Raw genomic sequence first — 23,040 nt, 5'->3', positions numbered from 1 at the left:
GGTTTAGGCGCTGTTTCGGGTTTGGCCGGGCACTTCCTGTTCCAGCCAGTCGAGGAACTCGCAAAAGCCGCTTGAGCGCTTCACTCGCTTTGGATAGACCAGCGTGTAGCGTCCGCCCGTGATGATGCGGCCAGCATGCAGGCGCGTCAGTTGCCCGGTGAGCAATTCATCGCGGGTGAGCACGGCGTCGACGAGCGCGATGCCCTGACCACATTTCACGGCGACGATCGCCGACTCCAGCGTATCGAACGTCAGATGGGCGTTATCGGTTCCGGTCGAGCCCGGGTAATACTCTTCCCAGCGGCGCCAGTCCAGGCGATCCATGCTCGAGTCCACCAGCCGCCCGGTCTTGAGCACCTCTTCCGGGGTGGTCCCGACGAGCAATGCCGGCGAGCACACTGGAATCAATTCCTCCTCCCACAACTCCAGCGCTTCGAAGTCGGGCCAGGTGGCGGTGCCGTACGCGATCATGGCGTCGATCGACTCGAACGCAAAGTCGGGGAAGCGGTGATACACCGTGTCGACGCTGACGGTCACTTCCGGGTGCAACGCATAAAACGCCGTCAGCCGCGGAATCAACCACCGCGCCGCCATGGTCGGATGGGCACGCAAGCTGACACTTCTTCCCACTGAGGCAAGCATGTGCGAGGCATCCGACAGCAGGCCGATGACCTGCTCCGCCACCGGTACCAGTGATCGGCCTTCGGCGGTGAGCACGATTTTGCGCGTGTGCCGCTCGAACAGGCGGTTATCCAGACGCGCTTCCAACTGCGCAATCTGCCGGCTCACCGCGCTCTGGCTCAGGTTGAGTTGCTCACCCGCCTTGCCAAAGTTGCCCGTCTTCGCAACCGTCAGGAAGGCCTGCAAAAGCTCGATGGATGGCAGTTGGCGGCTCATGTTTCTATGCGCTCCTCGCATGGGATTAATGCAGATACATCACTGTAACTTCGGATGATCGAGGCACATTCTTAGCCGAAACAGCGATGTCGCGCTACGCGTCATTCTCAACCTGACGGTTACCCTTATGAACACTCCAGCAGCGGCATTGGCCAAAGTCCCGGCCTCCAGGGAAGACCTCCTGCCTCGTGAAGTCGACGTGGCGATCATCGGCGGCGGTCTGATGGGGTGCGCGTGCGCGTACTACCTCAGCAAAGCGGGCGCCAAGGTTCTTCTGCTGGAAAAAAGCCTGTTGGCGGGGCAGCAATCGTCACGCGCCTGGGGCTTTGTTCGCCAGCAATCGCGGGACGAGGCCGAAGTGCCGCTGATGCAAGCCAGCATCGAGCTCTGGCGTTCGCTGGAACACGAACTCCAGACCGACCTGGGATGGCGCAACGACGGCTGTCTGTTCGTTGCAGGCAATGAAGTTGAGCGTGAGGGATACGAATCGTGGCTGTCGGTCGCGCGCAGTTTTTCGCTCGATACCGTGATGCTGTCGCCGCGTGAAGTGGCCAAGAAACTGCCCGGTTACGCCGTCCCGCAACTGGGTGGCTTGTTTACCGCCAGCGATGGTCAGGCGGAGCCCACGCTGGTGGCGCGTGCGTTCGCAATGCGCGCCCGTGAACTGGGTGCACACATCGTCGAACAGTGCGGCGCCAAAGGCATCGATGTCGCTGCCGGCCAGGTCGTCGGCGTTGAAACCGAGCGTGGCTACGTGAAGGCGAAAACGGTGGTGTGCGCCGCCGGGGTCACGACGTTCCGCCTGCTGAAAATGCTTGGCATCTCCCTGCCGCAGCAGCTGGTCAGGGGGACGGTGGCGCGTACCACGGCCGGCCCGACGCTGAGCGGTATCTCGACGATCGCCAACGGCGTGGGCTTCCGGCAACGGCTGGATGGCAGCTTCAACATCGCCGACGACGCCCATGTCGATGTCGACATGACGCTTGGCCATCTGCGCGCACTTCATTGGTATGCGCCATCGTTGTGGGCGCAGCGTAAATCCTTTCGCTTCAATCTGAACGGGGCGTGCCTGACCGATCTGCACCAGCGCATGCCGTGGTCGGAAGCGTCGCGGCTCGGCGCGGGCATTCACCAGCGCAATCCGCTTGTCCACCCCAATGACAAGGGGCTGGGACACGCCATGCACGCGCTCAAGGCCGCATTCCCGGGGCAGGTGAACACGCAGATCGCCGACCGATGGGCTGGCGCGATCGATGTCTTGCCGGACGGTATTCCCGTCATCGACGCGCAAACGTCGCCGCGCGGTTTGGCGGTCGCCACCGGATTCTGCGGCCACGGCTTTGCCATGGGCCCCATCGTGGGCAAGACCCTGGCTGACTGGATTCACTCTGGCAACCCGGGACTGGACATGCGCCAGCTGCGTCTGTCGCGATTCGCCGAGGGCGACGTCAAGCCGCCGTCTTCGCTGTTCTAGACCCAACCCACGCGCCCACATTCCGGGGGAAACACCGTGAAACGACCTATCGCACCCAACATTTACTACGATCCAGCGTCGTTGGCCGGCAAAGCACCGCCGATCAGCGACGAGACCGATATTCTCATCGTCGGCGCCGGCCCGGCCGGCCTCGCTGCCGCATTGACCGCCGCCGGCCAGGGCCTGCGCGTGACCCTGGTGGATGAAAATCCGGTGCCCCTCGAAACCATGGGCGAAGAGGTGCCGCTGCATTTTGGTGGCCGAATGGGCGCTGCGGTTTCCAACCACAACAGCGTGCTGCAGACGCTGCTCGATGCCCGCCCGGAGATCGCCGAGGCGCTCGAAGCCGGGGTCGACGTGCGGCTCGGCACGGCGGTCTGGGGCCTGTTTCCTCAGCAACGCACCACGGCGTGGATCGAGGGCGCCGTCGCCGGCCTCGCCGATGCCGAAAACGCCTATCTGCTGCGCTTCAAGCAGGTGATCGTCGCCGCCGGAAGGCGGGACATGGGCCTCGCCTTCGACGGGTGGCATCGCCCCGGCGTGATGGGCGTCAGCGCTGCGCAGCGGCTGGCGACGGTTTACGAGGCGCTGGATTGCAAGCGTGCCGTGCTGATCGGCAGCGATACACAAGCGCTGGTGTCGGCCCACGCGCTGATCAGCAAGGGCGTGCACATTGCGGCGATCATTGAACAGGCCGGGCAGGTGAGTGGCGATTCCGCGCTGCTCGGGCTGTTGGTCGAGCAGGGCGCTCAGGTGTTGACCGGGCATGTCGTTCGCGAAGCAGCCGGGGATGCCTTCGGCGTCATACGGATTACAGCGGTCTCTGTCGACGCGGCGGGTAGCCCCGTTGGCGGAGCTTTGACCGAGATCGAATGCGACACGGTGCTGCTGGCAGTGGCAGCCATTCCGGCGATCGAACTGATCGAGGCAGCTGGATGCAGCACGTCATTTCAGGCCGACCGCGGCGGCCACGTCCCCGACATAGACTCGGCACAGCGCACGTCGTTGCCGTTCGTTCTGGTGGCGGGCGACTGCGCCGGCGTCTGGGCCTCGAAAAGCCTCGACGACACGGTTTCCCGGCGCGAAGGGCGGATCGCCGCGCACACCGCGCTGGCTGCGTTGGGTGTGGACGTTGCGCAGAACGACATGGCGTCGGTGCCAGACGTGCCGGTCTGCGACGTTGCGGCCCATCGCGAGGCCTGGGTGCGCGCGTCCACCGTCCATGCACAGAACGAACCCTTCGTTTGCCTGTGCGAAGAGGTCACGGCCAGCGAAATCCTCGGCCAGCAACCACCGCGTTATCTCGACTGGACACCCGCAGACGCCGCCTTGCAAAACACTATGAAAAACGACTCACCCCACCCGGATGTGACCAAGCGGCTCACCCGCGCCTGCATGGGACCCTGCCAGGGACGTCGTTGCCGCGAACAGGTGGCGGCGTTGCTCGGCATCGGTGCTGGTCTGAGTGTCGGCGAAATTGCGCTGGCCTCGTTTCGCCCGCCGGTCCGTCCGCTGTCCCTGCAGCAGATTGGCCAGATCGAGGAAGCGCCGTCGATGCACAGCCGCTGGGATGCCTGGTTTGACATGCCGTCACAGTGGACGCCGTTCTGGCTGTGCACCGGGCAGCAGACCGTGGCCAGGCGCCCGCAGGATGCTGTCGATCACATAAACCCGTCGCAGAACGAGGTCTGACACCATGCAGGCAGTCAAAAAATCGTCCAACCGTGCGTCCGTCGTCATCGTCGGTGGCGGCGTGACCGGACTGAGCACCGCCTGGTGGCTGGCACGCGATGGCGTCGATGTGCTGGTTCTCGACGCCAACTTGATTGGCTGGGGCGCCTCGGGCCGTAACGGCGGCGGGTGTTCGCACCACCACAGTCCGCTGTTTCTTGAGGAACAGCGACTGTGGCCAATGATGGACGAACTGCTCGGTTACCCGACCGAATATCGCCCGGACCGCATCAGCATCGATCTCACCGAACACCAGTTGTCACTCGACAAAAAAGTCGTGGACGAAGCCCAGTATTATGGGTTGCGCGCTGACCTCCTGGACCCTCAGGAGGTGCGGGAACTCGTGCCCTTCGCGGGCGATAACGTGTTGGCGGGCTACTACTACCATTTCGGCGGCCACGCCAATCCGCATCGCACCCTGCAGGCCTACGCATGGGCACTGCAAAATCTCGGCGGCCGCGTTCTCGAACACACGCCCGTCGTCGCCATCGAACGCCATGGCGACCGCGTGACGGGCGTGCGCACGGCACAAGGCCTGATCGCCTGCGACCACCTGGTGATTGCCGCCGGCCCGCATACCGGTGAATTGGCAGCCCAACTGGGCGTAGACATTCCGCTGGTCACCGCGCGTGCGGAGATGATCGTGACCGAACCGCTCCCGTTATTGGAGGTGGGTGGTGTGGACGGTAACGGGCTGTATGGCCGGCAAACCCTGCGCGGCAACCTCGCGTACGGTGGCGGCCCGCACGAATGGGTCGAACTCGCCGATCTGCGCGGCACGCGTCCGCAGTCGACGCCCCTGCAATGCAATATCGCCAAGCGGCTGGCCGAACTGTTCCCCAAGATCGCGCACAAACGGGTGATTCGCAGTTGGGCAGGGTTCATCGAAAACACCCCGGATGGTCGTCCCGTCATCGATCGTCCCGCGGCGCTGGATAACGTCACCGTCGCGACGATGTCCGGTGTCGGGTTCGGGCTCTCGCCGGCGAGCGGTCATGCCATCCGCGATCTGGTTGTCGACGGAGAGTGCAGTTTCGCCGACCTGTCCACGTTCTCGCTCTCACGTTTTGCGGCCCTCGAGTCAGATTGGCAAGCGATCCAGGGATGGCTGCCGTTGCCGGTAGCCGGGGCTTAGAAAAGATTTTTTGTACTGATGTTGAATCGTTCTGTTCGCAACCATCCTCCTGAAAAAAAAGGATCGACCATGAAACGAATATTCCGCAATCTGGTTTTACTGGCCTCAATCGGCATGACGTTGAGTTCCTTTACGGCTGCGGCCAGCGCAGCGGACGATAAGCTGCGTTTCGGTGTGGCCGCCGAGCCGTATCCGCCGTTTCTGGTCAAGACACCCACCGGGCAATACACCGGTTTCGAGCCCGACCTGATCCGAGCGCTCTGCGAGCAGATGAAAGCCGAGTGCGAGATCAAGGAAGTGGCCTGGGACGGCATCATTCCGGCACTGCTGGCCAACAAATTCGACGTGCTCTTCAACTCAATGGGCATCAGCCCGGAACGGCAGAAAGTCATCGCCTTCTCGCGTCCTTACTACGAGACGACAGGCATTTTCGTCGCCGCGAAGGACGTCAACCTGACGCTGACACCGGAAGGTCTGGCGGGTAAATCCATCGGTGTGCAGGGCTCGACCACCAACGCCGAGTTCATCCGCACCGCTTACGGCAAGACCTCGGACATCCGCATCTACACCACGCAGGACGACTGCAACGCGGATTTGCTGGCGGGTCGTATTGACGTCATGTTCCTCGACAAACTCGGCGACATCGATTTCCTGAAGTCCGAGGACGGGTTGGCGTACGAGGAGAAGGGCACCGGCAGCGTCAAGATGGACCCGTTGCTCTATGGCCTGGGTATCGGCGCGGGCCTGCGCAAGAGTGACACCGTACTCAAAGAGCGAATCGATGTGGCGCTCACGCAGTTGCATGCTTCGGGCAAGTACACGCAAATTTCGGAGAAGTACTTTCCGGTCGATCTCTGGCCACACTGATATCCAGCAGCGGGGGAGACCTTAATAACGTCTGATTTTATCTAGCGACCGGCCGCTGCATCTGCCAATGCAGCGACCACCTGTTTCTCGATGTCTTTCTCGTCCGAACGCCCGACGGCGCTCCTTGTAAACACTTCGACCGCTTGATTCAGAGGAGACTCAACATGGACCGATTCACCGGAGGCTGCCTGTGCGGCAATGTACGAATCGAGGCGTCAGGACGGCCATACCGGGTTGGTCTTTGCCACTGTCTTGACTGCCGCAAGCATCACGGGGCCCTTTTCAATGCCAGCGCGATATTTCCTCAGGAGGCGGTGAAGATCGAGGGCGAAACACGTGACTACGCCGGGCGGCATTTTTGTCCCCGCTGCGGCTCGTCTGTTTTCGCACGCACCGACGACGAAATCGAAGTGAACCTGGGATCTCTCGATGCCCCTGACCAACTGATGCCAACCTACGAAAGCTGGATCGTGCGTCGCGAGTCCTGGTTGCCGGCGTTTGCGCTCATCAGACACTACCCGCACGATCGTGAGTCCTCGGGGCGTTCTGAGGAGTAACCATCAAGCCTTGACCCAACGTTGACGGCTCCAGCTGCTCAATGAATCGACGGCGAAGACCAGTAGCAGCATGGCCAGGATCACCGTGCTGGCTTGAGCTTCCTGGAACAGGCTGAGGCTCACATACAGCATTTGCCCCAAACCACCAGCGCCGACGAAACCCAGCACACTGGCCATGCGGATGTTGTTTTCCCAGCGGTACAGGATGTAGGCCACTAGCTGCGGAAACAGGTTGGGCAGCGTGCCGTAACAGAACGCCCAAACGGCATTTCCGCCCTGCAGGCGGATGGCTTCGGCCGGTTCTGGCGGGGTGTTTTCCAGTGCTTCGGCAAACAACCGACCGAGCACGCCAGTGGTGTGCAGGGCCAACGCGAGAGTGCCGGCGTTGGGACCGAGTCCGGCGGCCAGGACCATCAGCGCGGCCCACACCAGTTCCGGAACCGCGCGCAAGGCATTGAGCACCAGACGCGACGCACTCTGAAAAGGCCAGCCGAAGCGCCCGGCTGCGGGCAGTGCCAACAGCAGACCGAACACCGCCGCGAGCAGGGTGCCGAGGGCGGACATGGCAATGGTTTCCAAGGCACCGTGGCCGATGGCTTGCAGATGACCCGCGCTCAGGTCCGGGCTGAGAAAACGTTGCGCATAGGCCCCCATCTGCTTCAGGTTGCCGGCGGCACCGAGCTCGCCAAGGTCGATGTTCAAGTAGCTGAAAGACACGACGACCGCGATGCCGATCAAAAGGATCAGGGCCAGGTTGATCAGGCGATTCATGCCAGCCTCCAGCGCAGCAGGCGGCTGAGTTGATCGGCGAGCAGCACCAGTAAGAGAAACGTCAGCAACAGACTGGCCACTTCACCACCAGCGAACATGCGCAACGACAGATCCATTTGCTGGCCCAAACCACCGGCACCGACGAAGCCCATCACCACCGAGGCGCGGATCGCGCACTCCCAGCGGTACACCGTGTACGACATCAGCTCCGCCGCCACATTGGGCAGGATCCCGTAGCAAAACGCGGCGAGCCGACCGCTGCCTGAGCGCAGTAACGCGTGGGCCGGACGCTGGTCCACCGACTCGAAAATTTCCGCGTAGACCTTGCCCAGCATGCCGCTGTAAGTAATCGCAATGGCCAGCACCCCAGCCGTAGGGCCGAGGCCGACGGCGCGCACGAACAGCAGGGCCCAGACGATTTCCGGCACGCTGCGCAAGAAAATCAGCAACCCGCGTACCGGCCAACGCAGCAGTTGGCCGCCGAAGCTGGGGCGACCGGCACGGGAGGCAGCCGACAGTGACAGGGCGCGACTGGCCAGCAGGCTGGCGGGGACGGCCAACAGCAACGCCAGGGCCATGCCGGCCGTGGCGATGGCCAGGGTCTGCAAGGTGGCTTGCAACAGCAGCTCAATGAACTCTCCGCCATGGGCCGGTGGCCAAAAGTCCGATACAAACCGGCCCATCTCGCTCTGACTGTCACTCGCCACCAGAACGCTGAGGTCCAACTCGCTGTAGCGGATGCCCGGCCACAGCAGGGCGATTGCCAGCAGGCTGAGCAGCAGGCGGGGCAGGGCGGCAGGGTCGCGGGTGGCAGACGTCAGCATCGGGGAATCTGCACACTCAAGGAAACGGGAGGCACCGGCGAGGATTGCAGTTGTTCGTTGGCGTAAAGCGTGTCGAGCAGCTCGCGATCGACGTCGCTGGCCGCAAGGTCGAACAGGATCTGCCCGTCACGCAGGCCGATGATCCGCGAAAAGTGCGCCAGGGCCAACTCCACCGCATGCAGGCTGGCGACCAGGGTGACGTCGTGCTCCCGGGCATGGCGGCAGAGCACCGACAGCGTGTGCTCGGCCAATACCGGGTCCATCGCCGATACCGGCTCATCGGCCAGCAACACCTCGGGCGCTTGATACAACACCCGGGCAATGCCCACGCGCTGAAGCTGTCCGCCCGACAGTTGCTGGCATTGCGCGAACAACTTGTCGCCGAGGTCGAGCCTGGCCAGTGCCGCGCGTGCACCGGGAATATCCAGCGGATGCAGCAGGTTCAGCAGGCTCTTGCCCAGGCCCCATTGACCCAGTTTTCCGGCCAGCACTGCGGTGACCACGCGTTGGCGTGGCGGCAGTGGCGGCGATTGATGGATCAGACCGATACGTGCGCGAAGACGCTGGCGCTGGCGGGCAGACAGTTGCCACGCTCGCTCGCCAAGCACCTGCAACTCGCCGTTGTCCGGTCGCAGGGCGGTGGCCAGCAAGTTGAGCAGGCTCGACTTGCCGGCGCCGGACGGGCCGATGACGGCGACCTGTTCCCCGACACCAATGTGCAAGTTCACGTCACGCAACGCCTGGACGCCGTTGATGTGAGTCAGGCTGATCTGGGTCAGACGCAATGTCATTTCAGCAGTTCGGCGGCGCGGGCGGCTTCCTCGATGCCTTTGTAATTGTCAGGGCTGGTTTCGATGAATCGGCTGGCAGCCTGCAAATCGAGAATTTCCTTGTCCTTCGGGTTCGCCGGATCGAGTGCGAGGAAAGCTGCCTTGATCTTCGCCGCCAGCGCCGGATCGAGGGTCCCGCGTACCGTCCAGTTGTAATCGAAGTAGGCCGGGGTGGTCGCAAACACCTTGACCTTGTTGGTGTCGACCTTGCCGGCGGCGACCAGTTTTTCCCACACGCTGGCGTTCAGCACCCCGGCGTCCACCTTGCCGGCCTGGACCCAGGCAACAGTGGCGTCATGCGCGCCGGAGTAGCCCACGCGGCTGAAGTAGGTTTCCGGCTTGATGCCGTCCTTCAACATGAAATAGCGCGGCATCAGACTGCCCGATGTGGAGGACACCGAGCCGAAGGCAAAGGTCTTGCCCTTGAGGTCGGCGAGGGATTTGACGTTCGGGTCGGCTGTGATGAATTTGCTGGTGAACTGGGCGTCCTGTTCGCGCTGCACCAGCGGAATCGCATTGCCGGTTTTCAGGCGCGCCTGCACGAACGTGAAACCGCCCAGCCACGCCATGTCAATGCGGTCAGTGGCCAGCGCCTCGACCACGGCCGGATAGTCGCTCACGGGCACGAACTCGACCTTCATGCCCAGTTTTTCCTCCAGATAAGCGCCGAGCGGCTTGAACTTGCGCAGCAATTCGGTAGGGGCTTCATCGGGAATCGCGCTGACTTTCAGGGTGTCCGCGGCCTGCGCCAACAGGCTGCCAAAAGACAGGGTAAAGCCGACGGCCAATGCCAGGGTACGCTTGAGCATGGAAGCTCTCCGGTGAAATGAACAAATAGAATATCGATGCGCCCGGCACAGGCTGATTGCTGACTGGCGCGTTGTGAGGGTAGACGAAGCGCAGCGATATTAACCGCTTTTGACCTAATCAATATGTGTCGTGAAGGGAGGCAATCGCCCCAGAACAGACAAACTCGCTGCCCCTATTTGAATGCTTTGCGTAAATCATCAATGACCCGGTCGATTGACGGCCCTTGAACTGCCGGCGGCTCCGGGCTTTCTCCAAATTCACGCCAGATAAACAGCGTCAGTTCCGCTCCGTCAGTCAGTGTCTGGGCGTTTTCGATACTAGCGAATGTCTGCAAAAGCCTGTACCTGGCATCCTTCCAGAAAAGCGCCTCGACCCAGGCGTACACCGGAATGAAGTGAAAGTGGATCGGGTAGCCAGGGTCATGCCCGAATCGACTGATGTACAGCCACTTCGGCTTCAGTTGCAATTCAAGGGTTTTCTGGATGTTGGCCATCAGCCCACCCAACTCCGCCAGCGCAGCGTCGGGGAGTTCAGCCAGCGAGTTGACGTGAGTCTTCGACCCCAGCATCAGATAGCCGGGAAGCGCCGATGACAGGTGATGATTGAGAAGCCAGTGGGTGGTTTCAAGAATGACGAATTGTGATGCTACTTCCATGTGCTGATGTCCATGATCATGAGGCACACAGAGTATCAAGGCATCGGCTGTTGTGAAGGGCACCGCTGTGTCTATGCGCTCTTCGCATCGGATTAATGCCGATTCATCACTGTTCTTTCAAATGACCGGGGCACATTCTTGGTCGAAACCACGACGCCGTACGCGTCATTCTCAACCTGACGAAGAGCTATAAAAATGAGCGTATTCACTCACGTTACAGTCGGCACCAATGACTTGAGCAAGGCCCGCAATTTCTATGACAACGTACTGGGCGAACTTGGCCAGAAGCGTATCGCAGACCTCGGCGACAACGGTTCTATCTGGGGCGAGAACGCACCGGCGTTCTTCGTTCTGAAACCGGCAAACGGCGCACCGGCCAGCGTCGGCAATGGCGTGACCGTAAGTTTCGAGGCGCCGACGCGTGCGGCCATCGACGCGTTTCATGCCGCCGCATTGGCCGCTGGCGGCACGTGTGAAGGCCTCCCGGGACCGCGTGGCTGGGCGCCGAACGCCTATGCTGCGTATGCCCGTGATCTGGATGGCAACAAACTGGCTGCTTATTGCTTCAACCCCGTTTGAGCCCGGTATGAGGCTGATGCCGTTGGCTTAAGAAAATCTTCAGTCGAGCAAAAAACTGTGGCGAGGGGATTTATCCCCGTGGGTCGCGCAGCGGCCCCCTTGTTCGTTCAGACAGAACGAGTTGTCTGGATTTACGATTGCTTCGCAGCCGAACGGCGCGGGGCGGCGATCCGCCAAATCCCCTCGCCACAATGTAGGTGAACGGTTAAACGAGGATGCGCACGCATCTATTAATCCGAACCACTCGTCGCCACTGTCAGATCTGACAGTAGCCAGCCCCCCGCCAAACCTTGTGTGATACCTCCATCAGTTGGCCCAGTCCGCCAGCCCAAGGAGCCTCACGATGACCAGCCCATCCCCCCTCGAGTTGGATAAAATTTCCGCCGTCCTCAGGCCACCCTATATTCCTGGCATGACGGAGATGCCGGACCAGCCGCCCTACGACGGCGGCATCCCGCTGCGGGCGGTGGAGGGCGATCTGCAGGTGATCATCAACGCGTGGGAAACGATGAACATCGGCGATCGGGTGGAGATGTTCTGGGGCAACAGCAGCGCCCCGGTGTGGAGCAAAACCATCGAGCTGGGGAGCGAGCTCAATAAGGACGTGGTGTTTCGCATCCCCGAAGGTTTTATCCTCGACGGTGACGCCACCCCGGTGTTTTACCGTATCACCCGCCCGACCCAAGGGCCGCAAGATTCCACGCCGACTTTGACTCTGTTGGTCAAACGCACCCGTCCCGGCGGTCTGGACGACAGTCCCGAACCGGGTCACGACGGGCTCAAGTACACGCTGACCCCGGACATCTCCAACGGCGTTGACCCCAGCATGGCGGAGCAGGGCGTGCAGATGCGCATCGAGCCGTACGAAAACATCACGGTGTACGATCGCATCATCGCGCGCTGGGGCAGTCAGGAGGTGGTGCATTCCCGGGTGACGCAGGAGGAGATCGACGACCCGACCAACCATCCGATCCTGATCACCTTCACCAAAGCCGTGATCGAAGCCGCCGGCGACGGGCCGCGGGTGGCGGTCACGTATCAGGTGATCGACCGTTGCAACAACTACCCCGACGAGCGTGCCCCGTGGGCGGCTTACACCTACGTGCTGGTCGATCTGGGCGGCAACCGATTGAACGCGCCGCTGGTGCTGGTGGAGGGCAGGCCGACCAACACGATCGACCTTGAGCTACTGGGGGAGGCCGATGTCATCGTGCGGGTGTACACGCCTGAAACGGACTTTGCTGTCGGGGACAAGGTTCGAATGACCTGGTCCGGCACCCCGGCCGAAGGCGGCCCGATTGTGGTCGGGCCGCTGGAACAAACGGTGGAGTTCGTGCCGTTTCACCGTGATTTCCTCATCCCCAATGCCTCGGTCAAGGCGATCGCCAAGGGCTGGGCGACCGTGTCGTACCAGCGTGTGCGCGACGGCGTGGCGAATCGGCCGTCGAAAAATGCCAGCGTCGATGTGGTGGGCGAGATCAGCCACTTGCTGCCGCCGAGTGTCGATGAGGCGCCGGGCGGGACATTGCCGCCGGAAACGCTGTGGGCGACGGTCAAACTTCCGTGGTATCCCGGGCGCCAGAGAAACGATTTGGTGAATCTCATCTGGGAGGCGAAACGTGGAGATAGCACGGTCTACTACGATGATCCGCGCTCGGTCGGTGACGTTCACGAACACGAGCCGATCCTGCGCAGCGTGAGCAATGCGGAAATCCGTCGATTCGACGGGCTCAAGGTGAAAGTCTATTACCGCGTGGCCAACGACGATGCATTGGTTCGCAGCGTGCGCGAGTCGCAGCCGTTGTGGATGCAGGTGGGTGAGGTTGCGCCGCAATTTGTACGACCTGAAGTGGATGAAGTCGAACCTGGCAGCGACGTGCTGGACCCGGTCAACGTGCCGCCCACCGGCGCTACGTTGATCATGCCGTTTCTCGGAACTCAGGCCGGGGATCGGGTGACCTACCGCTGGCGTGGATCGGCCAGCGGCGGTAGCACCAGCGATTTTGTCGACCTGACCTCGCAGACGGCTGAGAAGGTGGTGAGGTTCACCATCGCCAAGTCCTATGTGGTTGCCAACTTGGACGGTAGAGTGTGTGCGGACTACAACATTGTTCGTGACGGAAGTACCTTGGGGTATTCGTTTGAGTTGAACATGCGGGTGGGGAGTCTGGAAACGCTTAAACCAATGATTGTTTCCGCCAGCGATTCCAATGGTAAAGATATAAGCAACGATGGCACCGTTTCCGATAATCAATTGACACTCGAAGGGACAGCTGTCGCTGATGCTGTCCTGGAAATTCTTGACGGAGTAGAGGTGCTAAAGGAAGTGCAAGTTGGATCAAGTAACGTATGGAGGAGCCCATTGCTCTCTATCTCAGTAGGTCAGCATCGTTTCACCGTCAGAGAAAAGCAGGATCACAGTCTTGTATCCGATCCTTGGGCTATCGAGCGTCTTGCGTTGAAGATCGAACAGACCCAAATGACATTGAATGGGCTGTCGATGAAAATACCTGAGTGGCCAAAGACTGGGAGAGACTCCTTGGGTAACACGGATATTCGTATCCCTACAGGAGGCGTTCCGCCATACAGCTACGCGTCGTCTGCACCTTTAACTGCTTCCGTCGTGGGTGGCAAAGTCACTGGGTTGAAAAATGGCGTGGCAACCATTTACGTCACAGATAAGGAAGGAGTATCTCTTTCCTATCTGGTTGCGGTAACAAATGTATATCAACTTAAAATAAGCGATCAACCGCTCAACATCGCTCAATCCATAGAGTGGATGAATTTATTGGGCGGAAAGACTACTTACAACTATTCTTTTCGAGACGATATCCTGCGTGTGTACATTGTCCCTGAGCATGGTTCTATCTGGACCTGTTCTGCAAACGGTCGGTGGGGCAATTTATTGAAACCAAATAATAGCTTTACAGGGCTTTTGTCCGGAATTGCTCTTGAGGCTTGGTGTCTGACTTCACTTTGACTTCGGCTTCGAAAAAAAGCGGGTAGTTAGTTTGAGGGTTACAGCTCAAAAAGGTTGCTGATGTAGCAGCACCATGCTGGTTGAACTGACGGTAAATCGAGCGCTGGATAACGTCGATCCTTAGGTTTGGCGTAGATTTTGAAGACAGCAATTACCAGCGGCGAGAGGGGCGGAGCGCCGCATCACCCCCGGTCTCTGGTGGACGCTTGCTCCCGTTGAGCTGCGCAGCGGCCCCAAAATGGGACCAATGCGCAGCTTAACGTCAGCTACCCACTCGCTAAAGCAGTGCGCACCTACTTGGGCAGATCAATTCTATCCAACACCCGGTTCGCGGTGATCTCCGCCACCATGATGCTGTTGGAAATTCCCAGCAGGGCGTAGCGCGACTCACCCTCCAGATGATCCACCAACTGATGGACCATCACGTCGACCGAGGCCAGCGTTTCGACCAGATAAACCGCCAGGGTTTCGGGCGTGGCCTCGGGATCGACGGAAAACAGACTGCTGCGTGTTCGCGGGGTGGCTTTGATGTCGGCATTCGACGGGAAGTGAAAATCGAGAGCCCGCTCGGCGGCCCCGTTGAGCTTCTTTGAATCGGGTTCGTACGGGGAGGCCGGATCGGTGTCCGGTTGGTTTGGCGTAACTTTGAACATGGCAAAACTCCTAGAGAAATGGAGCTGCCACCATTCGCTGCGAAACGAAAATAGGTGGCAACTGTACGCGGGTTCGCAGACCAGGACTCTAGGAACCCGGCAGACCCTAAGGCCTCCCACGCACAGCCGCCATGACATGAATGACAGACCTGATGAAGCGTCTGCTCATGAGACGTAGACGTTGTGCGTCTAGAGATTACCCGGGCTGCGAAACCCGATCACTGATGGGCAGTGACGGGTATCAAGTTACCGAGGGGCCCCAAGGCGCACAAGCCGGCGGATTCTGGCGCAGCCGTAGGCAACGGCGCAAGGTTTTGTAGCTTTCAGGACGTAAACTTGAGGGCGTTTAAACAGGCCGTCCCCAGCCTGTTTAATCAGCAAGCGCACGCCGTGAGAGGCGATCAAATCAAGGATCAATTCCGGCCAACGAAGCGCCCCCCCCGAACCTGTCACTGGTCAGGCAAAAGCCACGTATCCGCCACCCGCCGATCCAGCTCCTCCCAAGCCGCCATGCCCAACACCCGCGTTGTATTCAACCCGCGCAAATAACCGCGCAGCTGATTGGCAGTGGCTCGCACAACCTCCGGGTCGGGCGTGTTTTCGCATAGCAGCACAGTTTCGTACTCGATCAAATACTCGGCCACCCGGTCACGGAATTCGGGTAGGACAGCGTCGCGGATCAGGTCAAACGTTCTCAAGGAAAGGCCTCATCGATCTTTTTCAGTTGTGATTGAGTGTGTACGAGTCTGCACGGCGCGCAACTATTGCGTGAAGTAATAGTGACAATCACGAAACACACGTTCTGCTTTGTCGGAAATCACTGGAAAATCGCCCCCATCGAACACCACCCGCGATGCTGTGCCGTCGCGTGATGAACCGGACTTTTTATTTTCAGGATGACATTCATGCGCCCTTTGTTTGTGCCTGTCATGGCGTTTGCCTCGTTGTTGCTCGCCGGTTGCGCCTCTGCGCCGAACGATCCGACGCTGACCTTGCAGACCCACAAGACACCTGCGCAATACGCCGACTGCGTCGTACCGAAATTGCAGGGCAGTGCGTTGAACCCGACTGTCTCGCAGACCCAGCGCAGCTACCGGATCGTGGTGCCGAGCAAAGTCTCCGCGGACAACGTGCTGGAAGCCTACAAGGCCGGCAGTGGCGGCAAGGTGTTCATCTACGAACGGCACTTGCTGGCCTCGAACTACCTGCCTTCGAGTTTTGGACGCGCCGCACAGGATTGCATCTGACCTGGCCCGTAAACGTTTTTCAAGCGCTCCTTTGGTTGGCCGCAACCAACCAATTTCTTGCCCCGCACCGCGTTTCGGTTGCGGGGCTTTTTTTTGTGCGGGCCCATTTGACTAGCCCGACACGACAACGATCGCCTGACCGATATCGCTCCGATGCAGGCAGGTTCCTGCGCCACGAAAAACCTGTTCTCAGGACGAAAATCAACGTAGTTTACGCGCCATAAATATAAGGACGTCTGGAGGGGCGGGTGGGAGCTTTTCGTCTGTTGTTGGCCGTTCTGGTGGCCGTTTCTCATATGGGCAAGACGGTCGCGGGGCTTAACCCCGGCGTGGTTGCCGTGATTTCCTTTCTGATCATCAGCGGCTTTGTAATGACTTCGCTCATCGAGCGTAACTACAAGACGCCGGAGAAAATCGGCCTGTTCTACATGGACAGGGCCTTGCGGCTTTACCCTCAGTTCCTGTTCTACTTTCTCGCATCCTGCACAGTGATTTATTTCCTGCTACCCGGCACGCCGCAAGCCGCCGAGCTGACGCTGAGGAACATCGCGCAGAGCCTGCCCATGGTGCCCCTCGGTTTCTACATGTTCGGGGTCGCGGGGTCGCTTGTCTTGCCGCCGGCCTGGTCACTGGGGCTTGAGATGTGTTTCTACCTGGTGATCCCGTTCCTGATTATCTACAAGGCGAGGGGCGTTGCGTTTGCCTTGTCTGTCGCCGTGTTCATGACCGCCTGTTTCGGTTTCATCAACACCGATGTGTACGGCTACCGCCTGTTGCCGGGCGTCTTGTTCATGTTCCTGTGCGGGAGTTACCTGTACAAACCGCAGACAAAGGGCTTGGCGATCGCCGCCGGCACCGCCGTGGTGGCAGCCTTGATGTTTGCGGCAATCGAAGCGGGTCTGATTGAGCGCCGGCCGTTTAACGCGGAGGTAACAGCGGGCATAGCCTTAGGCATCCCGGCCGTGTACGTGCTGACGAAACTCAAGTTTCATCGGGTTGACGAGTTCCTCGGGGACATCAGCTATGGCGTGTTTTTGAATCACTTTGTGGTGATGTACTTCCTGCGCGCTTTCTGGCCCGTTGCCTACGACGCGCACATCGTTGCCGCCGTTCTGGTCCTGTCGTTCGGGTTGAGCTGCGTTTCGTACTACGCCATCGAACGGCCGGCCCTGAAACTCCGTCATGCGCTTCGGGCTGGCGCGAGGTATCGCGTGGGTAAACCGCAAGGCGGCGAAACAGCGGCTTAGTGCGTTTGGTGGCTGGTGCTCGTAGAGCGGAGGCCGAGTGGCAATCAACGGTGATGCCTTTCGCTGGCTTGCGGCCCTTTGGGATTACTGACCGCTTGTTGGGTCTGGACCTTTGTGCAGGCCAAGGCAGCCCCCTTGAGCGGGGTGTGGAGGCCGGGCGGAGGTTTCAGGCGCTGTGGGCAAACTATCGAGAAATGCCGCAATCTGCCGAGTGCCGCGCAAGTGCAGCGTAGGAATGTGCGGACCCACGGCCAGGCGCACCGCCTCGATACCTGGGCGGTAGCCGCGATCGAAATTCCATACGAAGTTCAGAAAGGTCAAGAACTCCCGGTCGAGCTTCTCTGTACAGCCCGCTGCAAGGTCTGGGCGTGGGCGGTTCATTACGCTGCGCATGATCACCCGGGTGAAACAGGTGAGCCGCGGCGTATCGAGCCAGATGATCAGGTCGGCACGGGGCAGGCGAAGGTCGAAGGTTCGCCGCGCATAGTTGCCTTCACAGACCCAGGCATCCGCTGCGATCGCTTCGCAGACCCGTGCACGGAATTGCTCAGCATCGGGTTCGACCCAGCCCGGCTCCCAGAACAGCGTGTCCAGATGCACCACGGGCAGGCTCAAGCGCTTGCCGAGGGCGCGGGCGAGGGTGGATTTGCCGCTGCCGGCATTACCCAGAATTACAATCCGTTGCATGGGGACATCCTGTCGCAAAAAAGCCGGCGATTGTGCCGGTTTTGGATGGCCAGTAAAAGGCAGACGTAGCGCGCGACCGCATCAGGTTCAATACAGGTTCAGTTAACGCGATCTCGCACGACAGCCTCGCATGGCAACAGCCTGTGGCCCTCGTCGAGTTCTTCGGCGTGATGGACGCCCCAATCGATCAGCGATTCCAGGATGGACCGCAGGCTTTCGCCAAGTGGGGTGAGCAGGTATTCGATCCCCTGACGATCCAGGGCGCTGGATTGCCGGGTCACCATCCCATGTTTCTCAAGTGCGCGCAGTTGTTCGATCAACACCTTCTGCGAGATGCCTGAAATACGCGTCTCCAGTTCACAGGTGCGTTTCCTGCTGGAAGTCGTTGAAGCGGCGGTGCGTGAATTGGGCCCGGGGCGCGTGGGTGTCCGCCTGTCGCCGTTCGGCAAGTTCAACGGCATTCCGGCGGACCCTCGCACCGAGGAAACCTTGCTGTACGTTGCCGAGCAATTGGCTCGTCTCGGCGTCGCCTATCTGCATCTGGTCTACGAGCTGGGCCTGAGGAAAACATGGACGTTGCCGAGTTCAAATCGCACCACCTCGACCGCGCCGTGTTGGCCAAGGTTCGGGCAGCGTTTCCTGGCGCAATCATCTGGTGCGGCAGATTCACTGATCGTAAAAGCCCTCAGGCTGCGCTCGATACCGGGTTAGTGGACCTGATAGCTTTCGGCAGGCCCTATATCGCAAACCCGGATCTGGTTGAGCGTCTCAAGCACGGCTGGCCGTTGGACGAAGCGGACCGATCCACTTATTACACCCGATGCGGCGAGGTGGGTTATACGGATTTCCCTGCATATCCTCTCGGTGGTGCTTCACCCAGCGTAGGCTGATAGCGTCGCTACACGAACCACTCCTCATTACTGATCGAGCATCAAGCTTCGCCAAATGATTGTTGGTGGCTCAACAGGTGTGACATCCGGTTGCAACTGTTCCTGTTTTTGCAGGTTTTGAGGGGGAGGTTCATTTAGTTCAGGCGACGGATTCTTATCCTTGGCAGGATGCGCTTTATCTACTGGCATTTTATGAAGAGTACTTATTTGATCTTTATGATGACTTTGCCTTTGGATCTGCCTTGCTCGACATACCTCAAAGCTTCTGCCGTTGATTCAAAGGAGAAGGAACGGTCAACCACCGGTTTGATAATGCCGGCCTCAATGAGTGCGGTGATTTTTTGTAATTGGGTGCCATTTGCTCGCATAAACAAGAATGCGTAGCTGATTTTATTTTTGCGTGCCTTTCTCTGAATTCCACTGCTTAACAGGCGCATGACTTGCCTCAATACCCAAGACAACCGTTGCTCTTGGGCGAACTGCGCGGTCGGCGGCCCCGAAATGGAAATGAGCTGGCCGCCAGGCTTCAGAACCTTGAGCGATTTCTCCAGTACATCGGCGCCCAGGCTGTTCAACACCACGTCATAGTCGTGCAATACGCTTTCAAAGTTCTGCTGTTTGTAATCGATGATCACGTCCGCCCCCAATGCCTTCACCCACTCGACATGTGGTGTGCTGGTGGTGGTCGCAACAAAGGCTCCCAGGTGTTTGGCAAGTTGGATGGCAATGGAGCCGACGCCGCCGGATCCGGCGTGAATCAATACCTTCTGGCCCTTTTTCAATTGGGCGGTTTCAACCAGCACCTGCCAGGCCGTCAGAGCGACCAAGGGGATGGAAGCGGCTTCAGCCATGTTGATATTGGAAGGTTTCAGCGCGAGTGCGTTTTCGTTCACAGCAATCAGTTCAGCAAAAGTCCCGATCCGATCCTCCGGCGGGCGTGCATAGACTTCGTCTCCAGGCTTGAATTGCTTTACCGCCGAGCCTACCCGAACCACGACCCCGGCCAGATCATTGCCCAATACCAATGGAAATGAGTAGGGCAGTATCAGTTTGAATTCGCCCGCTCTGATCTTTGAGTCCAACGGGTTCACGCTCGTGGCATGCACTTGAATCAGGACGTCATGTACACCTACCGCAGGGTCGGGCACTTCGCCAATACGCCCGTTTTGTTTGCCGTAGCGGTCAATAAAAAATGCCTTCATGATGATGTTGCTCTCGTTAATTCGAATGAGGTCAGGGTTAGCCTCTACAGCGATGATGCGATAAGACTCGATGCTGTCAGGCGTCGAGAAACGCCAAAGCCTTTGCCACAAAATCAACATGGTGTTGGAAAATTCCACCGTGCCCGGCGTCTGCGTAAATGATCAATTGCGCGTTGTGGATGCGATTCGCCAGCGCGATTGAGTTGATTGTAGGCACCATGATGTCGTGGTCGCCGTTGGCAATCAGTGTAGGGATCCGCAGGCGACCGAGGTCCTGTGGCGCCTGTTTGCCCCACGCGGTGATGGCTTTCAACTGCCGTAGGAACGCGGTGGGCGTCGGGCCTTTGTCTCGACCTTTCTTGCGTTCTTTCAGTCTTTTCAAAAACGCCGATGCGGCTTGGCGCCCGTTGACCGTCGAGGTAAAGAACAGGTAGAACTTGGGATCTCGCAGCGTCAGCAAGCCTTTGATCATCAAGGGCCATGCCACCGAACCGACCCTGTCGATGCCTGCGCCACCGGCCGGTCCGGTCCCGGTGAGGATCATTCTGCGCACCCGCTCGGGCGCCTTCAGGCCGATGTCTTGAACGACGAATCCGCCGAGTGAAAAACCGAGCAGGTCGACCTTGTCAAACCCCAGTGCACGAATCAGGCCGATTGCATCGTTAGCCATTTCACCGACGGTCAGTGGTGCGGTTCCACCCGAGCCACCGATGCCTCGGAAGTCGGTGGCGATGACACGACGTGTTTTTGCCAGGCCGTCGATGATCCTTGGGTCGAAGTTGTCCAGCACCGCGCCCCAATGATTGAACACAACCAGCGGCACCTCAGTCTTGGGTCCCAGGTCACGGTAGACGAACGGTATACCGTCAACCGTGATCGATTGGTTCGCTGCCTTTTCGAACGGCGCCGGCAATCCAAAGTGGTTTTTCGTATCCAAGAGAGGCATTACTACTCCGTGCAGATCGCGAGGCCGCCTGCTATGAAAAGGTCAAACCTGGGCTTGGTATCGTTGCGCAACAGCGGACTGCCTGATTTGCGACAGCAGGCCCTGACGCGCTGTTTGCAGGGCATCCCAGCGTTCACCTTCATGCAACGGTGGAATGGTCACCGGCTCGCGACGATCGAAGCCGACCAGCGCGGCATCGACCAGATCACCCACTTCCATGATGTCGCTCAAGGTATTGATGTCGATACCGGCGCGCTCCCAGATTTCAGTGCGGGTGGCTGCGGGCAGTACGGCCTGCACGTAAACACCTAGGGGGGAGAGTTCCAGGCTAAGGCCTTGGGAAAGGAACAGTACAAACGCCTTGGTCGCCCCGTAGACCGACATGCCGAACTCTGGAGCCAGACCGACCACCGAGCCGATGTTGATAATCGCGCCGTTGCCCGCTTTGGCCAGGCGTGGAGCGATGGCACTGGCGAGGCGTACCAGCGCGGTCGTGTTGAGGGCCACCAGGTGCGCGACACTGTCGGTGGACTGATCGATGAAGTTACCGGACTGCGCGGCGCCGGCGTTATTGACGAGGATGCCAATATTGGCGTCGTCGCGCAGGCGCGCTTCGACGGTCGCAAGATCGCTGAGTTGGGTCAGGTCCGCCTGCAGCACATCAATGGCAATCTTATGTTCGCTGCGCAACTTGGTTGCGAGCGTCTGCAGACGAACAGCGTCGCGGGCAACCAAGACCAGGTTGTGCCCGCGCTGTGCGAAGCGCTCGGCGTAAACAGCGCCTATGCCGGTGGAAGCGCCGGTGATCAGAACGGTGGGGTGAGTGGTCATGGTGTTATCTCCTTTCAGGGATATCGATAGGGATTGATGCGAAAACACGAAGCTTGATCACGTTGCGTTTAGTTCGAAGCAGCGCTCGACTCAGCAATCGTCGGATAATCGGTATATCCCGCCGCACCGCCGCCATAGAGAGTGGCTGGATTGAAGGCGGACAGTGGGGCGCCCGTCTTGAGTCGCTCCACGAGATCGGGGTTGCCAATGAAGGGACGACCAAAGGCGATCAGGTCGGCCTTGTCTTCAGCGAGTCGGGAAGTGGCCAGGTCCAGGTCATAGCCGTTGTTGGCGATGTAGGTGTTAATGAAGCGCTGGCGCAGTGCGCCAAAATCGAAGGGCGCCACGTCGCGCGGCCCGCCAGTCGCGCCTTCAACCACATGCAGGTAAACGATGTCCAGGGCATTAAGTTGATCGACGATGTAATCGAACTGCGCCTGCGGGTCGCTGCTTGAGACACCGTTGGCCGGCGAGACGGGCGAAAGGCGAATGCCAGTGCGATCAGCGCCGATCTCGCTGACCACCGCTGCCGTTACTTCCAGCAGCAGGCGCGCACGATTTTTGATAGAGCCGCCGTAGGCATCGGTACGCACGTTGGCACCGTCCTTGATGAATTGATCCAGCAAATAGCCGTTCGCACCATGGATTTCCACGCCATCAAAGCCTGCCGCAATAGCATTTACCGCCGCCTGGCGGAAATCGTTGACGATGCCGGGCAGTTCGCTGATATCCAGCGCTCGCGGTTCGGAAACGTCCTGGAAACTATTGTTGACGAACACTTTAGTCGCGGGACGCAGCGCAGAGGGTGCTACCGGAGCGGCACCCTTTCTTTGCAGGTCAACGTGTGAAACGCGGCCGACATGCCACAGCTGCAGGAAAATTTTCCCGCCCTCTGCATGGACGGCATCGGTCACTTTGCGCCAGCCCTCGATTTGTTCCTGAGTGTAGATTCCGGGGGTGTCTTGATAGCCCTGTCCTTGCCGGGAAATCTGCGTGGCTTCGGAAATCAGCAGGCCAGCCGAGGCACGCTGGCTGTAATAGGCAGGAGCGAACTCGCTCGGCACGAAGCCTTCGCCTGCACGGTTGCGTGTCAGCGGAGCGAGGACGATTCGGTTCGATAGTGTCAGGGAGCCAAGCGTGTAAGGGGTAAACAGATTCTGGTCGGTCATGTCGTGTTCTTCTGAGCCCGTTTGAGGAGTAGCGATGTTGTCTGCGATTAGGATGATG

General features: G+C 59.7%; 25 protein-coding genes. 11 read left to right on the top strand and 14 right to left on the bottom strand.

What is annotated here, in order from left to right; all coding sequences use genetic code 11:
- Positions 1-3 precede the first annotated feature (3 nt).
- A complete protein-coding gene (locus ACYZT8_RS17950; protein ID WP_461974706.1) occupies positions 4-897 on the bottom strand; it encodes a LysR substrate-binding domain-containing protein in 894 nt (297 codons plus the stop codon).
- 127 nt (positions 898-1,024) lie between these two features.
- Between ACYZT8_RS17950 and ACYZT8_RS17945 the strand changes: the two genes are divergently transcribed.
- The 5 genes from ACYZT8_RS17945 to ACYZT8_RS17925 all read left to right on the top strand — a co-directional run bounded on the left by ACYZT8_RS17945 (position 1,025) and on the right by ACYZT8_RS17925 (position 6,661).
- The gene (locus ACYZT8_RS17945) at positions 1,025-2,371 is read left to right on the top strand and encodes an NAD(P)/FAD-dependent oxidoreductase (protein WP_461974704.1); all 1,347 of its coding nucleotides are present in this window, start codon (positions 1,025-1,027) and stop codon (positions 2,369-2,371) included.
- A gap of 36 nt (positions 2,372-2,407) precedes the next feature.
- A complete protein-coding gene (locus ACYZT8_RS17940) occupies positions 2,408-4,063 on the top strand; it encodes an FAD-dependent oxidoreductase (protein WP_461974702.1) in 1,656 nt (551 codons plus the stop codon).
- Positions 4,064-4,067: 4 nt separating this feature from the next.
- Positions 4,068-5,237, top strand: a complete 1,170-nt coding sequence (locus ACYZT8_RS17935; protein ID WP_461974700.1) for an NAD(P)/FAD-dependent oxidoreductase — start codon at positions 4,068-4,070, stop codon at positions 5,235-5,237.
- A gap of 69 nt (positions 5,238-5,306) precedes the next feature.
- On the top strand, positions 5,307-6,104 hold the full coding sequence (locus ACYZT8_RS17930) for a transporter substrate-binding domain-containing protein (RefSeq protein ID WP_461974698.1): 798 nt from the start codon (positions 5,307-5,309) through the stop codon (positions 6,102-6,104).
- A 164-nt stretch (positions 6,105-6,268) separates the two neighbouring features.
- The gene (locus ACYZT8_RS17925; protein ID WP_461974696.1) at positions 6,269-6,661 is read left to right on the top strand and encodes a GFA family protein; all 393 of its coding nucleotides are present in this window, start codon (positions 6,269-6,271) and stop codon (positions 6,659-6,661) included.
- Between the two features lie 3 nt (positions 6,662-6,664).
- Here ACYZT8_RS17925 and phnE read toward each other — a convergent pair whose 3' ends face one another.
- The 5 genes from phnE to ACYZT8_RS17900 all read right to left on the bottom strand — a co-directional run bounded on the left by phnE (position 6,665) and on the right by ACYZT8_RS17900 (position 10,551).
- Entirely contained in the window at positions 6,665-7,432 is a 768-nt protein-coding gene (gene phnE, locus ACYZT8_RS17920; RefSeq protein ID WP_461974694.1) for a phosphonate ABC transporter, permease protein PhnE, read from the bottom strand.
- Complete coding sequence (locus tag ACYZT8_RS17915; protein WP_461974692.1) at positions 7,429-8,256, bottom strand: PhnE/PtxC family ABC transporter permease; 828 nt, start codon at positions 8,254-8,256, stop codon at positions 7,429-7,431. Before ACYZT8_RS17915 ends, phnE begins: the two co-directional genes overlap by 4 nt.
- Positions 8,250-9,047 (bottom strand): phosphonate ABC transporter ATP-binding protein, encoded by a 798-nt coding sequence (locus ACYZT8_RS17910; RefSeq protein ID WP_461974690.1) that lies wholly within the window; start codon positions 9,045-9,047, stop codon positions 8,250-8,252. Before ACYZT8_RS17910 ends, ACYZT8_RS17915 begins: the two co-directional genes overlap by 7 nt.
- Positions 9,044-9,895, bottom strand: a complete 852-nt coding sequence (locus ACYZT8_RS17905) for a putative selenate ABC transporter substrate-binding protein (RefSeq protein ID WP_461974688.1) — start codon at positions 9,893-9,895, stop codon at positions 9,044-9,046. Before ACYZT8_RS17905 ends, ACYZT8_RS17910 begins: the two co-directional genes overlap by 4 nt.
- 173 nt (positions 9,896-10,068) lie before the next feature.
- Positions 10,069-10,551 carry an HIT family protein gene (locus ACYZT8_RS17900; RefSeq protein ID WP_461974686.1) on the bottom strand — a complete coding sequence of 161 codons (483 nt, stop codon included), beginning with the start codon at positions 10,549-10,551 and terminating at the stop codon, positions 10,069-10,071.
- Between the two features lie 195 nt (positions 10,552-10,746).
- Between ACYZT8_RS17900 and ACYZT8_RS17895 the strand changes: the two genes are divergently transcribed.
- Both ACYZT8_RS17895 and ACYZT8_RS17890 read left to right on the top strand, forming a co-directional pair.
- The gene (locus tag ACYZT8_RS17895; RefSeq protein ID WP_461974684.1) at positions 10,747-11,130 is read left to right on the top strand and encodes a VOC family protein; all 384 of its coding nucleotides are present in this window, start codon (positions 10,747-10,749) and stop codon (positions 11,128-11,130) included.
- Positions 11,131-11,473: 343 nt separating this feature from the next.
- Complete coding sequence (locus ACYZT8_RS17890; protein ID WP_461974682.1) at positions 11,474-14,110, top strand: hypothetical protein; 2,637 nt, start codon at positions 11,474-11,476, stop codon at positions 14,108-14,110.
- Positions 14,111-14,403: 293 nt separating this feature from the next.
- On the opposite strand, the gene ACYZT8_RS17885 is transcribed toward ACYZT8_RS17890, so the two are convergent.
- Complete coding sequence (locus tag ACYZT8_RS17885; RefSeq protein ID WP_461974680.1) at positions 14,404-14,763, bottom strand: DUF6124 family protein; 360 nt, start codon at positions 14,761-14,763, stop codon at positions 14,404-14,406.
- A 449-nt stretch (positions 14,764-15,212) separates the two neighbouring features.
- The gene (locus ACYZT8_RS17880) at positions 15,213-15,461 is read right to left on the bottom strand and encodes a hypothetical protein (RefSeq protein WP_461974678.1); all 249 of its coding nucleotides are present in this window, start codon (positions 15,459-15,461) and stop codon (positions 15,213-15,215) included.
- A 207-nt stretch (positions 15,462-15,668) separates the two neighbouring features.
- Here ACYZT8_RS17880 and ACYZT8_RS17875 point away from each other — a divergent pair, with 207 nt between their 5' ends.
- Both ACYZT8_RS17875 and ACYZT8_RS17870 read left to right on the top strand, forming a co-directional pair.
- On the top strand, positions 15,669-16,010 hold the full coding sequence (locus tag ACYZT8_RS17875; protein ID WP_461974676.1) for a hypothetical protein: 342 nt from the start codon (positions 15,669-15,671) through the stop codon (positions 16,008-16,010).
- Between the two features lie 248 nt (positions 16,011-16,258).
- Positions 16,259-17,257 carry an acyltransferase family protein gene (locus tag ACYZT8_RS17870; RefSeq protein WP_461974674.1) on the top strand — a complete coding sequence of 333 codons (999 nt, stop codon included), beginning with the start codon at positions 16,259-16,261 and terminating at the stop codon, positions 17,255-17,257.
- 84 nt (positions 17,258-17,341) lie between these two features.
- On the opposite strand, the gene ACYZT8_RS17865 is transcribed toward ACYZT8_RS17870, so the two are convergent.
- Positions 17,342-17,944 (bottom strand): P-loop NTPase family protein, encoded by a 603-nt coding sequence (locus tag ACYZT8_RS17865; protein WP_461974673.1) that lies wholly within the window; start codon positions 17,942-17,944, stop codon positions 17,342-17,344.
- 98 nt (positions 17,945-18,042) lie between these two features.
- Positions 18,043-18,267: a winged helix-turn-helix transcriptional regulator gene (locus ACYZT8_RS17860; protein WP_461982530.1), complete on the bottom strand. Its 225-nt coding sequence runs from the start codon at positions 18,265-18,267 to the stop codon at positions 18,043-18,045.
- A 10-nt stretch (positions 18,268-18,277) separates the two neighbouring features.
- On the opposite strand from ACYZT8_RS17860, the gene ACYZT8_RS17855 reads away from it, so the two are divergent.
- Both ACYZT8_RS17855 and ACYZT8_RS17850 read left to right on the top strand, forming a co-directional pair.
- Positions 18,278-18,655 carry a hypothetical protein gene (locus ACYZT8_RS17855; protein WP_461982655.1) on the top strand — a complete coding sequence of 126 codons (378 nt, stop codon included), beginning with the start codon at positions 18,278-18,280 and terminating at the stop codon, positions 18,653-18,655.
- Positions 18,556-18,834: an oxidoreductase gene (locus ACYZT8_RS17850; protein WP_461982528.1), complete on the top strand. Its 279-nt coding sequence runs from the start codon at positions 18,556-18,558 to the stop codon at positions 18,832-18,834. The genes ACYZT8_RS17855 and ACYZT8_RS17850 overlap by 100 nt, the downstream gene beginning before the upstream one ends.
- Positions 18,835-19,037: 203 nt before the next feature.
- Here ACYZT8_RS17850 and ACYZT8_RS17845 read toward each other — a convergent pair whose 3' ends face one another.
- The 4 genes from ACYZT8_RS17845 to ACYZT8_RS17830 all read right to left on the bottom strand — a co-directional run bounded on the left by ACYZT8_RS17845 (position 19,038) and on the right by ACYZT8_RS17830 (position 22,982).
- A complete protein-coding gene (locus tag ACYZT8_RS17845) occupies positions 19,038-20,036 on the bottom strand; it encodes an NADP-dependent oxidoreductase (protein ID WP_461982526.1) in 999 nt (332 codons plus the stop codon).
- 76 nt (positions 20,037-20,112) lie between these two features.
- Positions 20,113-20,982, bottom strand: a complete 870-nt coding sequence (locus ACYZT8_RS17840) for an alpha/beta fold hydrolase (protein ID WP_461974671.1) — start codon at positions 20,980-20,982, stop codon at positions 20,113-20,115.
- 42 nt (positions 20,983-21,024) lie between these two features.
- Entirely contained in the window at positions 21,025-21,813 is a 789-nt protein-coding gene (locus ACYZT8_RS17835) for an SDR family NAD(P)-dependent oxidoreductase (protein WP_461974669.1), read from the bottom strand.
- Between the two features lie 68 nt (positions 21,814-21,881).
- Complete coding sequence (locus tag ACYZT8_RS17830) at positions 21,882-22,982, bottom strand: alkene reductase (protein ID WP_461974667.1); 1,101 nt, start codon at positions 22,980-22,982, stop codon at positions 21,882-21,884.
- Between the last annotated feature and the right edge of the window lie 58 nt (positions 22,983-23,040).

This window comes from Pseudomonas sp. LB3P93 (genome assembly GCF_054898025.1).
The sequence above is the reverse complement of the archived record's forward strand: the minus strand, read 5'-3'. Positions and strand labels throughout refer to the sequence as shown.

What these genes read in the sequence shown, in the direction of transcription:
- ACYZT8_RS17930 (WP_461974698.1), top strand. Translation starts at nt 5,307, where the DNA reads ATGAAACGAATATTCCGCAATCTGGTTTTACTGGCCTCAATCGGCATG.
- ACYZT8_RS17890 (WP_461974682.1), top strand. Translation starts at nt 11,474, where the DNA reads ATGACCAGCCCATCCCCCCTCGAGTTGGATAAAATTTCCGCCGTCCTC.
- ACYZT8_RS17885 (WP_461974680.1), bottom strand. Translation starts at nt 14,763, where the DNA reads ATGTTCAAAGTTACGCCAAACCAACCGGACACCGATCCGGCCTCCCCG.
- phnE (WP_461974694.1), bottom strand. Translation starts at nt 7,432, where the DNA reads ATGAATCGCCTGATCAACCTGGCCCTGATCCTTTTGATCGGCATCGCG.
- ACYZT8_RS17900 (WP_461974686.1), bottom strand. Translation starts at nt 10,551, where the DNA reads ATGGAAGTAGCATCACAATTCGTCATTCTTGAAACCACCCACTGGCTT.
- ACYZT8_RS17915 (WP_461974692.1), bottom strand. Translation starts at nt 8,256, where the DNA reads ATGCTGACGTCTGCCACCCGCGACCCTGCCGCCCTGCCCCGCCTGCTG.
- ACYZT8_RS17910 (WP_461974690.1), bottom strand. Translation starts at nt 9,047, where the DNA reads ATGACATTGCGTCTGACCCAGATCAGCCTGACTCACATCAACGGCGTC.
- ACYZT8_RS17895 (WP_461974684.1), top strand. Translation starts at nt 10,747, where the DNA reads ATGAGCGTATTCACTCACGTTACAGTCGGCACCAATGACTTGAGCAAG.
- ACYZT8_RS17840 (WP_461974671.1), bottom strand. Translation starts at nt 20,982, where the DNA reads ATGCCTCTCTTGGATACGAAAAACCACTTTGGATTGCCGGCGCCGTTC.
- ACYZT8_RS17830 (WP_461974667.1), bottom strand. Translation starts at nt 22,982, where the DNA reads ATGACCGACCAGAATCTGTTTACCCCTTACACGCTTGGCTCCCTGACA.
- ACYZT8_RS17855 (WP_461982655.1), top strand. Translation starts at nt 18,278, where the DNA reads ATGCCTGAAATACGCGTCTCCAGTTCACAGGTGCGTTTCCTGCTGGAA.
- ACYZT8_RS17950 (WP_461974706.1), bottom strand. Translation starts at nt 897, where the DNA reads ATGAGCCGCCAACTGCCATCCATCGAGCTTTTGCAGGCCTTCCTGACG.
- ACYZT8_RS17945 (WP_461974704.1), top strand. Translation starts at nt 1,025, where the DNA reads ATGAACACTCCAGCAGCGGCATTGGCCAAAGTCCCGGCCTCCAGGGAA.
- ACYZT8_RS17925 (WP_461974696.1), top strand. Translation starts at nt 6,269, where the DNA reads ATGGACCGATTCACCGGAGGCTGCCTGTGCGGCAATGTACGAATCGAG.
- ACYZT8_RS17935 (WP_461974700.1), top strand. Translation starts at nt 4,068, where the DNA reads ATGCAGGCAGTCAAAAAATCGTCCAACCGTGCGTCCGTCGTCATCGTC.
- ACYZT8_RS17875 (WP_461974676.1), top strand. Translation starts at nt 15,669, where the DNA reads ATGCGCCCTTTGTTTGTGCCTGTCATGGCGTTTGCCTCGTTGTTGCTC.
- ACYZT8_RS17845 (WP_461982526.1), bottom strand. Translation starts at nt 20,036, where the DNA reads ATGAAGGCATTTTTTATTGACCGCTACGGCAAACAAAACGGGCGTATT.
- ACYZT8_RS17865 (WP_461974673.1), bottom strand. Translation starts at nt 17,944, where the DNA reads ATGCAACGGATTGTAATTCTGGGTAATGCCGGCAGCGGCAAATCCACC.
- ACYZT8_RS17835 (WP_461974669.1), bottom strand. Translation starts at nt 21,813, where the DNA reads ATGACCACTCACCCCACCGTTCTGATCACCGGCGCTTCCACCGGCATA.
- ACYZT8_RS17905 (WP_461974688.1), bottom strand. Translation starts at nt 9,895, where the DNA reads ATGCTCAAGCGTACCCTGGCATTGGCCGTCGGCTTTACCCTGTCTTTT.